This window comes from Xanthomonas citri pv. mangiferaeindicae (assembly GCA_002240395.1).
Taxonomy (GTDB): domain Bacteria; phylum Pseudomonadota; class Gammaproteobacteria; order Xanthomonadales; family Xanthomonadaceae; genus Luteimonas; species Luteimonas citri_A.
In genome coordinates, this window is sequence record CP016836.1 from 1,864,747 (window position 1) to 1,879,574 (window position 14,828).

Here is a 14,828-nt window from a genome sequence, read left to right on the forward strand (position 1 = left end):
GGGGTCAGAGTCGATTTTCCGTGCCCGATATCGACGCTGGCCCCGAGCTCTGAGCGCCGCCACGGCTTCGGCCGCGTCGTCGAAAAATGGACTCTGACCCCGGTTTGGGAGGGGCGTAGAATGCGGGGATGGATGTCTCGCACCTGCTCGATGGGCTGAATGCAGCCCAGCGCCAAGCTGTCTCGGCGCCCGATTCGCACTATCTCGTTCTGGCCGGCGCCGGCAGCGGCAAGACCCGCGTGCTGACGCACCGGATCGCCTGGCTCAACGAAGTGTTCGGGGTGCCGGCCTACGGTGTGTTCGCCGTGACCTTCACCAACAAGGCCGCGGCCGAGATGCGTCACCGCGTGGACGCGCAGTTGCGCAACGGCGCGCGCGGCATGTGGATCGGCACCTTCCACGGCCTGGCGCACCGCCTGCTGCGCCTGCACTGGCAGGATGCGAAGCTGCCCGAGGGCTTCCAGATTCTCGACAGCGACGATCAGCTGCGGCTGGTCAAGCGCGTGGTCCAGCAGCTCGAGCTCGACGACGCGCGCTTTCCGCCGCGGCAGATCGCCTGGTGGATCAACGCGCAGAAGGACGAAGGCAAGCGGCCGCAGCACATCCAGGATGGCGGCGACGAATGGTCGGGCGTGATGCTCAAGGCCTATGCGCTGTACCAGGAGCGCTGCGACCGTGCCGGCCTGGTTGATTTTGCCGAGATCCTGCTGCGCGCACACGAACTGCTGCGCGATACGCCGGCGCTGCTCGCGCACTACCGCCAGCGCTTCGGGCATCTGCTGGTCGACGAGTTCCAGGACACCAACGCGATCCAGTACGCATTTGTGCGCGTGCTCGCGGGCGACACCGGCAAGGTGTTCATCGTCGGCGACGACGACCAGGCGATCTATGGCTGGCGCGGCGCGAAGGTCGAGAACGTGCAGCGCTTCCTGCGCGATTACCCGGGCGCGCAGACGATCCGGCTCGAACAGAACTACCGCTCCAGCGCCAACATCCTGGGCGCGGCCAACGCGGTCATCGCGCACAACCCCGACCGGCTCGGCAAGCAGCTGTGGACCGACAGCGGCGAGGGCGATCCGATCGACCTGTACGCGGCCTACAACGAGATCGACGAGGCGCGCTACGTGGTCGAGCGCGCGTTGCAGTGGGTCCGCGACGGTGGCAGCCACGGCGACATCGCCGTGCTCTACCGCAGCAATGCGCAGTCGCGCGCGATGGAAGAGCAACTGGTCGCTGAGCAGGTGCCCTATCGCGTCTACGGCGGTGTGCGCTTCTTCGAACGCGCCGAGATCAAGGACACGCTGGCCTACCTGCGCCTGATCGCCAATCGCGACGACGACGCCGCGTTCGAGCGTGCGGTCAACACGCCGCCGCGCGGCATCGGCGAGCGCACGCTCGACGAGGTGCGTCGGCAGGCGCGCGAACATGCGATCCCGTTGTGGGAATCGGCGCTGCGCTGTGCCCAGGGCGGCGGTCTGGCGGGCCGCGCCCGCAATGCGCTGGCCGGCTTCGCCCAGCTGATCGACGCGCTGGCCGGCGAGGTCGCCGAGTTGTCGCTCAAGGACAAGATCGATCACGTGCTCGCGCGCTCCAACCTGCGCGTGCATTACGCCAACGAGTCGAAGGGCAGTGCCGATTCGCGGGTCGAGAACCTCGACGAACTGGTCTCGGTCGCCTCGCGCTTCGTGCGCGGAGACGACGAAGAGAGCGCCCAGCTCACCGAACTCGTTGCGTTTCTGGCCTATGCCGCGCTTGAAGCCGGGGAAGGCCAGGCGCAGGCCGGCGAGGATGGCGTGCAGCTGATGACGTTGCACAGCGCCAAGGGCCTGGAGTTCCCGCTGGTGTTCCTGGTGGGGCTGGAGGAGGGGCTGTTTCCGAGCGCGCGCACCGCCGAGGAGAGCGGCCGGCTGGAGGAGGAGCGTCGGCTGGCGTATGTGGGCATCACTCGCGCGCGGCAGAAGCTGGTGCTGACCTACGCCGAGGCGCGCCGCCTGCACGGGCAGGACATGTTCGGCGTGCCGTCGCGCTTCCTGCGCGAGATCCCGCCGGCGCTGCTGCACGAAGTGCGGCCGAAGGTACAGGCCACACGCGCGACGTTCCCGCAGCGGCAGCGCCCCGACTACGGCCATGCCAGCCTGGCGCCGTCGGTCGGTGTGCGCCTGGGCCAGAGCGTGACGCATGCGAAGTTCGGCACCGGCACCGTGACCGACATCGAGGGCGACGGCGCGCATGCGCGCGTGCAGGTCAACTTCGACGAGGCCGGCAGCAAATGGCTGGTGATGGCCTACGCGAATCTGCAGCCTGCCTAGCGCACGGCATCAGGGCGAGTGGGTTGCGACGTTCGGACGCGCCGGCCCGATCGGGTGCCGGGCGTATATTCGGGGCGACCCTCGTCATCCCCGGGAGCAGGCCATGTACCGCAACATCCTTGTCGCCACCGATGGATCCGAACTCGCCGCACGCGGTGTCGAGCACGCGGCCACGCTCGCCGCAGGCCTCGGTGCGTCGCTGACCATCGTCACCGTGTCCGAGCCCTGGAACACCGCGCTGACCGATCCCAGTGGGCTGGTCGGCTTCGATGAATTCCTCAAGGACTACCGCGCCGCGGCCCAGGCCCGTGCCGACGACGTGCTCGCCGCCGCGAAGCAGGCCGCATCGCGGCATGGGGTCGAGGCCACAACGCTGTTCGTGGCCGAGCAGCCGCCAGCCGATGCGATCCTCGAGACCGCGCAGGCGCGCGGCATCGACGTCGTGGTGATGGCCTCCCACGGGCGCCGGGGGTTGGGCCGGCTGTTGCTCGGCAGCCAGACCCAGGCGGTCGTGGCGCGCAGCGAGCTACCGGTGCTGATCGTGCGATGACCTGAGCCGCTGTGCCTGCGAGGGCGGTGCCGTCGCACGGGCTGCTACTCGCGCAGCGCGAACCCCGGCGACTCGTTGAGCCGCCCGTCGCCTTCGACCACCAGCCAGCGCGCGCCGGCCTTCTCGAATACGACCGGGACCGGGTCCCGGAACAGCGGGCGGCGCACGAAGCGCAGTTCCCAGCCCAGCGCCTCGAGGGTCGCGATCGCGGCCGCCTGCTCGGGCGTCAGGCCCCGGCGCAGGGTGGCCGGATCGGCCGGGGCCGGGCGGCGACGTTCGGATCGGCTCATGCGGGCTCTCGCTCGGGACGCGGCGGATGCAGCGCGGCCTCCGCTCGCCGCATCGTACGTGAAGGCGCCGGGCCCGCAAACTTCCTGCCCGCGTCATGACCTCCGGGTCTCGCGCCACCGTCACGTCAGGCCCTAGGCTGTGCAGGTCCGGCCCGCGCGGCCACTTCAACCCGGAGAGTCGCCCATGGCGCCCCAGACCCCATCATCGTCGCGGCTGATGTCGCGTATGCGCGTCGTCGTTCTCGTCGCACTGGCCCTGCCGTTGGTCGGCCATGCCGCCGAGGGCATGTGGACGCTCGATAATCTGCCGCGCGACGCGCTCAAGGCGCAGTACGGCTTCTCGCCCGATCAGGCCTGGGTCGATCACGCGATGCAGTCGTCGGTGCGCCTGGCCGGCGGCTGCTCGGGCTCGTTCGTCTCGCCCGACGGCCTGGTGCTGACCAATGCCCATTGCGTGGTCGGCTGCGTGCAGGGCTTGTCGTCGCCGCAGCGCGATCTGCAGAACGCGGGCTTCGTCGCCGCTGCCCGCGGCGAAGAGCTGCAATGCCCGGCCGAGGAGCTCAACGTGCTGCGCGCGATCACCGATGTCAGTGCGCGCGTGGCCACGGCCGCCGAGGGCAAGCAGGGTCAGGCTTACATCGACGCGCGCAACGCCGAGAAGGCGCGCATCGAGTCCGAATGCGTCGGCAATGCGGCCGACACCACGCGCTGCGACGTGGTGGAGCTCTACAACGGCGGCCAGCAGCATCTTTACCGCTACCACCGCTATTCGGACGTGCGGTTGGTGTTCTCGCCCGAGTATGCGGTCGGCTTTTTCGGCGGGGATCCGGACAATTTCAATTTCCCGCGCTACAACCTCGATGCCGCGCTGCTGCGCGCCTATGAGGACGGCAAGCCGGCCAACGTCGAACATCACTTCACGCTCAAGCCCGAAGGCGCGCAGGCCGGCGACCTGGTGATGGTCACCGGCCACCCGGGCCGCACCCAGCGCCAGCTCACCGTCGCCCAGTTGGAGACAGTGCGCGATGTCAGCCTGATCAATACCCTGCTGTGGCTGGCCGAGCGCCGTGCGATGCTCGGCGAGTACGGCCGGCTCGATGAGGAGGCCGCCCGCCAGGCGCAATCGGATCTGACGTTCACCGACAACAGCTACAAGGTCTATCGCGGCCAGTTGCAGGCGCTGCTCGATCCGCAGGTGTTTGCCGCCAAGCGCGCCGAGGAAGCGCGGCTGCGCGAGGGTGTCGATGCCACGCCATGGCGCGAGGTTGAGGCCGCGCAGGTCACCGCGCGGCAGATCGCGGTGCCCTACATGCTGCTCGAACAGGGCCGGGGCTTCGACTCGCGGCTGTTCTCGATCGCGCGCACGCTGGTGCGTGGCGCCGACGAGCGCGCCAAGCCCAACGACGCGCGGTTGCCGGAGTTCCACGACGCCGGCCAGGGACGCCTGCGCCAGACGCTGCTGAGCACCGCGCCCGTCTACCCAGCGTTCGAGACCGCCAAGCTCACCTGGTCGCTGACCAAGCTGCGCGAACTGCTCGGCACCGACGACCCGCTGGTCAAGTCGGTGCTTGGCGACCGCTCGCCGGCGCAGGTGGCCAAAGCGCTGGTCGAAGGCTCGACGCTGGCCGATGTCGCCGAGCGCGAACGCCTGTGGACAGGCGGCGCCGCGGCGATCGCGGCGTCCGACGACCCCTTCATCCGGCTCGCGCGTGCGGTCGATGCGCCGGCGCGTGCGGTGCGCCAGCGCCAGGAAGCGGAGGTGGGTGCGATCGAGTCGCGCGCTGCGACGCAGATCGCCAAAGTGCGCTTCGACAAGCTCGGCACGACGGTCTATCCGGATGCGACGTTCACGCTGCGGCTGTCGTACGGCGATATCGCCGGCTGGGAAGAGAACGGCAAGGCGATCACGCCGTTCACGACGATGGCGGGTGTGTTCGCCCGCAACACCGGTGCGGCGCCGTACGCGCTGCCGCAGCGCTGGCTGGATGCCCAGGCGCGGATCGCCGGCGACACGCGCTTCAACTTCGTCAGCACCAACGACATCATCGGCGGCAATTCCGGCAGTCCGGTGATCGATCGCGACGCGCGGGTCGTCGGCCTGGCGTTCGACGGCAACATCCATTCGCTCGGCGGCAGCTTCTGGTACGACCCGACGCGCAATCGCACGGTGTCGGTCCACAGTGGCGCGATCGTCGAGGCGCTGAAGTCGGTGTACGGTGCCGATCCGCTGGTGGACGAACTGCTGCGCAAGTAACCCATGGCCGCTGCACGCACGGCGCCTCAGACCGGGCGCCGTGCGTGTGTTCAACCATAAATGCGATCACCCGCACGCGACCCGCGGCCTCGCATCCGGCGCCGCAGACCAGGCGCTATCGCTACAGCGCCACGACCTGTCCGCGCGCGGCGCTGTCGATGCCGGCCTGCAGCACCCGCATGACATCGAGCGCCTCGTCGAGCGCGACCGGAAGGCGTGCGCCATCAGCGATCGCCGCACGCAGGCCGGCGTAGTAATGGCGATAGTCGCCGGCCGGGGTGGACGAGGGCGCCTCGTGCACCGTGCCGTCATCGCCGACGCGCAGCAAGCGACCGGGCGCGGGGTCGATTCCCCAATCCGGCCCGCCCGGACGCTGCCCGGCGCGCAAGGCGGCCTCTTGCGGGTCCAGGCCGTGCTTGAACCAACTGCCGCCGGTGCCGTGCACCGCGAAGCGCAAGCCGGCGCCGGGGACCAGCGCGCCGGCGTGCAGCACCACGCGCAGACGGCCGTAGCGCAGCACGACGTGAAACCAGTCGTCGACCTGCGCAGCGTCGCGCTGCAGTGCGATGTCGGCCTGCACCGCATCGGGCAGGCCGAACAGTTGCAGCGCCTGGTCGACCAGATGCGGTCCCAGATCGAGCCAGATCCCTGCGCCGGGCCCGGCGCGGTCGCGCCAGCGATCTGGCACATCGGGCCGAAAGCGGTCGAAATGCGAATGGACCTCGGCGATGCGACCGAGCGTGCCTGCCGCGACGAGTGCGCGCAGTGCCAGAAAATCCGCATCCCAGCGCCGGTTGTGGAACACGCTGAGCAGGCGGCCGGACGCGCGTGCGGCCTCGGCAACGGAGTGCGCCTCGTCCAGATCGATCGCCATCGGTTTGTCGATCACGACGTGACGTCCGGCGGCGAGCGCGGCGATCGCCAGCGGCGCATGGGTGGCGTTGGGCGAGGCGAGCACGACCAGGTCGATCGCCGGGTCGATGAGTACGGCGTGCGGATCGGCGCGCACGCGCGCATCGGGGTGATCGGCGTGCACGCGGTCCGGGTCGCGGGAGACCACCGTGTGCAGCCGCAAGCCGGGCGTGGCCGCGATCAACGGCGCATGGAACACCCGGCCGGCGAGGCCGTACCCGACCAGCGCGACCTGCAGCGCGTCGCCCATTGCGGGCTTACCAGCCGAACAGCTTGAAGTAGGTCTGCGGGACGTCGTCGCGGTCGCTGTCGATGCTGCCGTCGCCGTCGCGGTCGTAGAGGAAGTACGCAGGACCGCGCGAAGGCACGACCTGCACCGCGCGCAATTGGCCGGCCACGCGGAACTCGGTGATGCGGTCGCCGTTGGATTCGGTCCGGGTCACCTGCTCGGCGTCGGCCGGGATGCCGTCAGGCAGCGTGCCGCCGGGACTGGCGCAAGCGGACAACCCCAGCAGCGCGATCGCGAGCACAGCGGTACGGGAGGCGGACATGGCAGATCTCCAGCGGGCGGACCGCCATTATGCGCGCACGGCGTGCAACTGCCGTGCGCGCACCAGTGGCGGCTATTGCAAGGGGTCGTAGCTGAAGAGCCACAGCTGCGTGTTGCCCTGCTGCACGCCGGCGCTGCTGTGGAACTGGCCGGGCGTGGTCAACTCGCCGACGAAGGTGTAGCGCCGTCCGGTCTCCAGTCGTCCACCGGGCATCAGCTGCTCGGTCTGCGGCTGCATGTACAGCGTGACCTCGTTGCCTTCCTCGGTTTCGACCACAAGGGCGCGCCAGCGGCCATCCTTGAGGATCGCCTCGTTGACCTTGAACTGCGCCGGTGACGGCTGCAGGTTCTTGACCGTCGCGCTGAAGCGCACCAGTGCGCCGATGGTCTGATCGCGTGCGTCGTCCCACGGCCGTCCGGCCGCGCGCTCGGCCTGACGTTCGGCGGTGTAGTCGACGATCTCCTGGATGTCGTTGAAGCGGATCCGGAAGGTCCGGCCGCTGCTGGTGAGCACCCGCACCTGGGATTCGACGATGTTGAGCAGGCTCCGGGTCGAGATGCCGCAGCCGTCGTCGTCCAGGCAGTAACGCTGCCAGGTCTCGGTCGTCCAACTGTCGAATTGCTTGGGCGGATTGCCGAACTCGAGCTGCTTGGCCACGCCGGGCGCATAGGCGACCGCTGAGGTGCCCTGGTTGGGCGCAACGACGAACACGCCGCCGTTGCCCAAGTCCAGCTTGCCGATGCGCAGCTGGCGCAGCATCGTCCAGGCATAGTCCTGCGCACTCATGCCGTGCAGGTCGTCGACGACCAGCAGCGCCAGCTCGATGCCCTGCTTCTGCGCCAGGTCATAGAGCGTTGCCTCCAGGCCCTTGAGCAGCTCGGGGTCGAGCCGCCCGGTCTCGTCGACGACGAAACGGCCGTACTTGAGCGGGATCGTCGTGGCCGATGGCGCCGGCAGGTGGACGGTGGCGCTGCGGGCCGGGGGCGGCGCCTGCGGCGGCGCAGTGCCGGTGCCCGCACCGGCCTGGCAACCGCTCTGCCCGGCCTGGGTGCAGGCCTCCATCCAGCCGTCCTGGATCGCCGCCAACCGGTCGTTGCGGGCCGGATGGGTCGCGGTGACGTGATCGGCGCCCAGCGACTGCATCGCGCTCTTGGCATCGGCGAGGCTGGCGCCCATGCGCTGCAGCACGAAGCCGCTGAACTTGTCGGCCTCCAGTTCGATCGGCGGCTGGCTGCCGGTGCCGGTGATCGTGTGCCCGGACAGGTGGTGGCCGATCTCGTGCGCCATGATGCTCACCGGCGCCCAGGGGTTGCCGTTGGTCGCCGCGCGGACCTCGCCGAGAAAATCGCGGTTGAAGGCGATCACCCGCTGCGGGACCCGCTGTTCGTCGAGCAGGATCACCGCGGCGGCATTGGCGACCGGGCCTTCGGTGACCACGAAGTTCTGCGGCAGGCCGGTATAGCCCATGACGCGTTCGACCATGCTGCGGCAATCGGCCGGCGGCGTGCCGGTCAGCGTCGCCGGGTCCAGGCGTTCGGGGCGGCCGTCGTAGGAGCAGGCCTGCAGCGTCGAAGCGAGCTGCTCGACGAGTTCGGCGCGACTGGGGGCCGCCGTGCCTGACGCGGCGGTGGGCGCGGCGGGCGCCGCATCGCGGTCGCCGCAGGCGACGAGCAGCAGGGCCAGCGGCAGAGCGGCCGGCAACGGGCGGACCAGGCGGTGCAGGGAGCGTCGGGACATGGGCGTTTCCTCTGGCAGTCGGTCGGGAAGATCAGGTGGCGCGCGCGTACAGCAGCGCGACGATGGCGTGGACATAGGCGCGGCGCAGCAGCCAGTCGATGGCGACGAACACCGCCAGCGCCAGCGCCAGGCGCCAGGCGTCGCGGCGCAGGTCGAGTTCGAAGAACTGGTGGAACGCGAGTGCCAGCACGACGGCTTTGACCGCGTACATGTACCACTTGGCGGCTTCGCGCCAGGGCAGCACCAGCGCCGGGTCGCGGATGACCAGCAGCGGCAGTTGGTTGACCAGATTCAGGCCGATGATCACCGCATACGCATAGGCGGCCAGCACCAGATGCTCGACGAGGTTGTAGCGGCGACGCCCGAACACCAGCAGCGAGCTGGCGACGACGGCGAAGATGCCCAGCGTGAACGTCCAGTTGGCGTAGCGCTGCATCATCGCCATCGCGCCCAGGTAAGACTGGTCGCCCGCGCGCAGGAAGCCTGTGGTGTCGAGCACCAGCAGCAACAGCGCCACGCTGATCAGCAGTAGCTTGAGCGGATGCACGTGGCGGCTGCGCGCGCCCTCGACGTACTCGCGCGCAACGGTGCCCGGGCGCAGCAGCAGGCGCCCGGCGGTGCGTGCGACCGACAATTCGAACAGGCGCCATTTCTGCCAGGTCTCCTGGCGCAGGTCGCCCAGCCCCAGGCGATGGGCGGCCTTCTGACCGCACTGGCCGCAGTACGGCGCGCCGCCGCGGGCCGCGCCGCAATTGCGGCAGGCGTCGCGGGCCGCCCAGTCCACCGTCGGCGGTGTGCCGGGATCGGGCACCGTCATTGCGCAGCTCCCGGCTGCGGCGCGCATTGGACGAAAGGCCGCCCCGAAGGCCGGCCATGGCAGGCGATGGTCATCCAGACCCCCTTGGCAGGGGGCGATTATCGCGACACAGCGTTCGGATTCCGTCATCGTCGGTATGCCCGGCGGGGTCGGGAGGGTGAACGGCCCGGTCCGGCCGACGGGGTCGAACGCGGCGCCCACAGCCGACGCCGTAGAATCTGCGGATGACGAAACGCCTGATTCTGATCGACGGGTCCTCGTACCTGTACCGCGCCTTCCATGCCCTGCCGCCGCTGTCCAACGCCGATGGCGAGCCGACCGGCGCGCTGTTTGGCGTGGTCAATATGCTGCGCGCCACGCTCAAGGAGGCGCCCGACTACGCGGCCTTCGTGGTCGATGCGCCGGGGCGCACCTTTCGCGACGATCTCTACGCCGCCTACAAGGCCAACCGCCCGCCGATGCCCGATGACCTGCGCGCGCAGGTCGATCCGATGTGCGACATCGTCGAGGCGCTGGGCTTCCCGATCCTGCGCATGCCCGGCGTCGAAGCCGACGACGTGATCGGCACGCTCGCCGTGCAGGCCGCCGAGGCCGGTATCGCGACCACGATCTCGACCGGCGACAAGGACTTCGCTCAGCTGGTGCGCCCGGGCATCACCCTGGTCAACACGATGAGCGGCAGCCGCATGGACAGCGAGGCGGCGGTGCACGACAAGTTCGGCGTCCGCCCCGACCAGATCGTCGACATGCTCGCGCTGATGGGCGACAGCATCGACAACATCCCCGGCGTGCCCAAGTGCGGGCCGAAGACCGCGGCCAAGTGGCTGGCCGAGTACGAGTCGCTCGACGGCGTGATCGCGGCCGCGGCCAACATCAAGGGCAAGATCGGCGAGAACCTGCGCGAAGTGCTGGACCAGTTGCCGCTCAGCCGCACGCTGGCGACGATCCGCACCGACGTGCCGCTCGACGGTGGGCCCGACACCCTGGTGCTGCGCCAACCCGCGACCGACGCGCTGCGCGGGCTCTACGCCCGCTACGGCTTCACCCAGGCGCTGCGCGAGCTCGAAGGCGGCGGTCCGGCCGCGGCCGCTGCGACGACGGCGCCGGCACCGCCGGTCGAGGTCGACCCGGCGCTGTCGGCACCGGGCGAGTACGAGACCGTGCTCACGACCGAGCGTCTCGAGGCCTGGATCGCCCAGTTGCGCGATGCCGAGGAGTTCGCGTTCGACACCGAGACCGACGCGCTCGATGCGATGCGTTCCAACCTGGTCGGCTTGAGCGTGGCGGTCGAGCCGGGTCGGGCGGCCTACATTCCGCTCGGGCACGACTATCCGGGCGCGCCCGCCCAGCTCGATCGCACCCAGGTGCTCGAGGCGCTGCGGCCGGTGCTCGAGGACCCGGCGCGGCGCAAGCTCGGCCAGCACGGCAAGTACGACTTGCATGTGCTGCGTCGGCACGGGATCGCCCTGCGCGGCTACGCGGACGACACCCTGCTCGAGAGCTTCGTGCTCGATGCCGGCATCGCCCGTCACGACATGGACTCGCTGGCCAAGCGGCATCTGGGCGTGGATACGATCCGCTTCGAGGACGTCGCCGGGAAGGGCGCCAAGCAGATCTCGTTCTCGCAGGTCGCCATCGACGACGCGACCCGCTACGCCGCCGAGGATGCCGACATCACCTTGCGCCTGCATCGCGTGCTCAAGCCGCGGGTCGAGGCCGAACCGGGCCTGGCGCGGGTCTACGGCGAGATCGAGATGCCGCTGGTGCCGGTGCTCTCCCGGATCGAGGCCAACGGCGTGTGCATCGACGTCGACGAACTGCGCCGACAGAGCGCCGACCTGTCCAAGCGCATGCTCGCCGCGCAGCAGAAGGCGACCGAGTTGGCCGGGCGCACGTTCAATCTCGACTCGCCCAAGCAGGTCTGCGCGCTGCTGTTCGAGGAACTGGGTCTGCCGGCGGTCGTCAAGACGCCCAAGGGCCAACCCAGTGCCAACGAAGAGGCGTTGGAGGCGATCGCCGACCAGCACGAGTTGCCGCGGGTGATCCTCGAGTACCGCAGCCTGGCCAAACTGCGCGGGACCTATGTCGACAAGCTGCCGGAGATGATCAATCCCGACACCGGCCGCGTGCACACCAGCTACCACCAGGCCGGCGCGGCGACCGGGCGGCTGTCGTCGTCCGATCCCAACCTGCAGAACATCCCGATCCGGACCGACGACGGCCGCCGCATCCGCCGTGCCTTCGTCGCGCCGCCCGGCCGCCGGCTGGTCGCGTGCGATTACTCGCAGATCGAGCTGCGGATCATGGCCCACCTGTCCGAGGACGCTGGTCTGATCGGCGCGTTCGAGACCGGGGTCGACGTGCACCGCGCGACCGCGGCCGAGGTCTTCGGCCGGCCGCTCGACCAAGTGACGGCGAACGAGCGCCGCGCCGCCAAGGCGATCAACTTCGGGCTGATGTACGGCATGAGCGCGTTCGGCTTGGCACGCAATCTCGGCGTCGGCCGCGGCGAGGCCCAGGACTACATCGCGCTGTATTTCTCCCGCTATCCGGGCGTGCGCGATTTCATGGAGCGGACCCGCCAGCAGGCGCGCGAGACCGGCTTCGTCGAGACCGTGTTCGGGCGCCGCCTGACGCTGGACTTCATCCAGCGCGGCAACGCCTCGCAGCGCGCGGGCGCCGAGCGCGCTGCGATCAACGCGCCGATGCAGGGCACCGCGGCGGACATCATCAAGCGCGCGATGGTCGCCGTCGACGACTGGCTGGCGGGCCATGCCGCGCAGGCCAAGATGATCCTGCAGGTGCATGACGAACTGGTATTCGAGGCCGATGCCGACTTCGTCGAGCCGCTGCTGGCCGGCGTGGTGCCGAGAATGACTGGGGCTGCCGAACTGCGGGTGCCGCTGGTGGTGGATTGCGGCGTCGGCGACAACTGGGATCAGGCGCACTGATCCCGGCCAGGCGGTGCGTGCGCACCTGGGCCGGCGCTGCTGGATTTGCCGCACTGCGGCACGTCGGAGAGTGCAGCGCGACGGAGTAAATGCAGCCTGAATTTGCCCGAAAATTGAATGCCGCCTTCACGAACCATCAATGCGTCGGGTGGTCTCATACTCGCGACAGATGCAAGGTCTGTCGCAGATCTCTCCCTTCCCCTGGAGTGATCGACCGGAACCAACAGGCTTCTCCCCGAGCCCGGTTCCCGAGCCCCGTAGGCCCCCCTGCCTACGGGGCTTTTTTATGTCCGCCTGCCACGTATTGGAGCTCGACGCCGGATGGGCGGCAGCCAGCGCGCCGGAAGCCGCGCGTCTTCCGGTCAAGCCGCTTCGCGGTCAGCGTTGCCGTTACTCAGGCGTTCGCCCGCAAACCAGCGGTTTTGGTCATTCATACATCGCTGACTCGCCGCCGTGGACCATCCGTGACCCGCCGCGCAATCCCCGGCCATCGCGACGCACTGAGATCGAAGGCCTGCGACTTCGTCCAGCCGGGGGCTCGGGCGCCCTAAACGAAGGCAATGACGTGGCGGACTCGGCAGCCGGCTGGCGGCCGGTGGCCGCGTCAAGCGCGCCATGGATGGCGCGCGCCCGAGTCAAGGCAGGATGCCTTGCCGAGGGGGGAGCGGCTTCCGGTCGCCAGGCGGTTGCCCACCCGGAGTGGAACCTCCGTCCTCCACACTCGGAGATAAGTGTTTATCCCGTCGTTCAAGCAGATATAGGTGATTAGCATGCGCTGGAATTCAATCAGCGCAATCCTCGATCACCCCTGTTCTTCTAGAACGGCGTTGGGCAATGCAGGCGCAGCGGTGCGCCGGTGGCGGGGTGGGGGAGCTCGAGCGATTCGGCGTGCAGCAGCAGGCGCGGGGCGCGGCGCTGTGCAGGCTCGGACGCGTACAGCGGATCGCCGAGAATCGGATGGCCGATCGCCTGCAGATGAACGCGCAGTTGGTGACTACGCCCGGTCACCGGCATCAGCACCAGGCGGGCGACCGGTGCGCCGTCGGCGGCGGTCTCGCGCCGCAGCACCCGCCAGCGCGTCAGCGCCGGCTTGCCGTCGACCGGATCGATCTTCTGCCGGGGCCGCTCCGGCCAGTCGACCAACAGCGGCAGGTCGATCTCGCCGGCCTCCTCGGTCGGCCAGCCGTCGACGACCGCGATGTAGCGCTTCTCGACCCGACGCCCCTCGAACGCCGCCCCGAGCGCGCGCTGCGCCTCCACGCCCCGGGCCAGCAGCATCAGCCCGGAGGTCGCCATGTCCAGCCGGTGCACGACCCGCGCGTCGGGCCACTGCGCGCGGGCACGGGTGGCCATACTGTCCTGCTTGTCTGGCCCGCGGCCGGGCACCGACAGCAGCCCGGCAGGCTTGTCGAAAGCCAGCACGTGGTCGTCGCCGTAGAGCTGGCGCAGGCAGTCCGGCACGACGTCCGGATGCGCGATGTCGAGGGCTGTCGCCGCCATGGGATCAGGCCAGTTCGGTGAGCCAGTCGCGCGGGCGCAGGTAGTCGGCCAGCCGCGCCTCGGCGCTGTCGGCCTCGGGCGTGTAGCCGTATTCCCAGCGCACGCGCGGCGGCAGGCTCATCAGGATCGATTCGGCGCGCCCGCCCGACTGCAGCCCGAACAGCGTGCCGCGGTCGTAGACCAGGTTGAACTCGACGTAACGGCCGCGGCGATAGAGCTGGAACTCCCGCTCGCGCTCGCCATAGGGCGTGTCGCGGCGTCGTGCGACGATCGGCAAGTAGGCATCGAGGAAGCCATCGCCGACGGCCCGCATGTAGGCGAACTCGTGCTCGAAATCGCCGTGCTGGTCGTCGAAGAACAAGCCGCCCACGCCCCGCGTCTCGGCACGGTGGCCGAGGAAGAAGTACTGGTCGCACCAGCGCTTGTGGGCCTCGTAGCGTTCCTGACCGCCGAACGGTTCGCACAGCGCCCGCGCGGTGCGGTGCCAGTGCGCGATGTCCTCGTCGACCGGGTAGAACGGCGTCAGATCGAACCCGCCGCCGAACCACCAGGCCACCACTTCGCCGTCGCGCATCGCGCGGAAATGGCGCACGTTGGCGTGGGTCGTGGGCAGGTGCGGGTTGCGCGGGTGGAACACCAGCGACACGCCGGTGGCGCGCCACGACGCGCCGGCCAGTTCCGGCCGGTGGGTGCTGGCCGAGGGCGGCAGCCGGGTCCCGCTGACGTCGGAGAAGCCGATGCCGGCCTGCTCGAACACCGCGCCATCGCGGAGCACCCGGGTTCTGCCGCCACCGCCTTCGGCGCGCTGCCACAGGTCCTCGGCGAACCGGGCCTGGCCGTCGGCCTGCTCGATTGCGGCGCAGATGCGGTCCTGCAGCCCGGTGAGATAGTCCCGGACCGTGTCGAAAGTGTCGTTCATCCGGGGCATTGTAGGTGCGTCGTCCCGGTCGGCATTGA

11 protein-coding genes are annotated in these 14,828 nt (G+C 69.7%); 4 read left to right on the plus strand and 7 right to left on the minus strand.

The window, feature by feature from the left end; all coding sequences use genetic code 11:
- Positions 1–128 precede the first annotated feature (128 nt).
- The gene (locus BEN78_08030) at positions 129–2,309 is read left to right on the plus strand and encodes a DNA helicase II (GenBank protein ASR43325.1); all 2,181 of its coding nucleotides are present in this window, start codon (positions 129–131) and stop codon (positions 2,307–2,309) included.
- Positions 2,310–2,412: 103 nt separating this feature from the next.
- On the plus strand, positions 2,413–2,859 hold the full coding sequence (locus BEN78_08035) for a universal stress protein UspA (protein ASR43326.1): 447 nt from the start codon (positions 2,413–2,415) through the stop codon (positions 2,857–2,859).
- Positions 2,860–2,903: 44 nt separating this feature from the next.
- On the opposite strand, the gene BEN78_08040 is transcribed toward BEN78_08035, so the two are convergent.
- The gene (locus BEN78_08040; protein ASR43327.1) at positions 2,904–3,149 is read right to left on the minus strand and encodes a hypothetical protein; all 246 of its coding nucleotides are present in this window, start codon (positions 3,147–3,149) and stop codon (positions 2,904–2,906) included.
- A gap of 184 nt (positions 3,150–3,333) precedes the next feature.
- Here BEN78_08040 and BEN78_08045 point away from each other — a divergent pair, with 184 nt between their 5' ends.
- Positions 3,334–5,403 carry a dipeptidyl-peptidase gene (locus BEN78_08045; protein ID ASR43328.1) on the plus strand — a complete coding sequence of 690 codons (2,070 nt, stop codon included), beginning with the start codon at positions 3,334–3,336 and terminating at the stop codon, positions 5,401–5,403.
- A gap of 121 nt (positions 5,404–5,524) precedes the next feature.
- Here the strand turns inward: BEN78_08045 and BEN78_08050 are convergent, their stop codons facing one another.
- The 4 genes from BEN78_08050 to BEN78_08065 form a co-directional block, all read right to left on the minus strand.
- A complete protein-coding gene (locus tag BEN78_08050) occupies positions 5,525–6,565 on the minus strand; it encodes an oxidoreductase (protein ID ASR43329.1) in 1,041 nt (346 codons plus the stop codon).
- 7 nt (positions 6,566–6,572) lie between these two features.
- Complete coding sequence (locus BEN78_08055; GenBank protein ASR43330.1) at positions 6,573–6,866, minus strand: hypothetical protein; 294 nt, start codon at positions 6,864–6,866, stop codon at positions 6,573–6,575.
- 72 nt (positions 6,867–6,938) lie between these two features.
- Positions 6,939–8,603 carry a hypothetical protein gene (locus tag BEN78_08060; GenBank protein ASR43331.1) on the minus strand — a complete coding sequence of 555 codons (1,665 nt, stop codon included), beginning with the start codon at positions 8,601–8,603 and terminating at the stop codon, positions 6,939–6,941.
- A gap of 31 nt (positions 8,604–8,634) precedes the next feature.
- A complete protein-coding gene (locus tag BEN78_08065) occupies positions 8,635–9,420 on the minus strand; it encodes a hypothetical protein (GenBank protein ASR43332.1) in 786 nt (261 codons plus the stop codon).
- 224 nt (positions 9,421–9,644) lie between these two features.
- Between BEN78_08065 and BEN78_08070 the strand changes: the two genes are divergently transcribed.
- Positions 9,645–12,371 (plus strand): DNA polymerase I, encoded by a 2,727-nt coding sequence (locus BEN78_08070; GenBank protein ID ASR43333.1) that lies wholly within the window; start codon positions 9,645–9,647, stop codon positions 12,369–12,371.
- An 816-nt stretch (positions 12,372–13,187) separates the two neighbouring features.
- Here the strand turns inward: BEN78_08070 and BEN78_08075 are convergent.
- Both BEN78_08075 and BEN78_08080 read right to left on the minus strand, forming a co-directional pair.
- A complete protein-coding gene (locus BEN78_08075) occupies positions 13,188–13,871 on the minus strand; it encodes an RNA pseudouridine synthase (protein ID ASR43334.1) in 684 nt (227 codons plus the stop codon).
- 4 nt (positions 13,872–13,875) lie between these two features.
- Complete coding sequence (locus tag BEN78_08080) at positions 13,876–14,790, minus strand: coproporphyrinogen III oxidase (protein ID ASR43335.1); 915 nt, start codon at positions 14,788–14,790, stop codon at positions 13,876–13,878.
- Between the last annotated feature and the right edge of the window lie 38 nt (positions 14,791–14,828).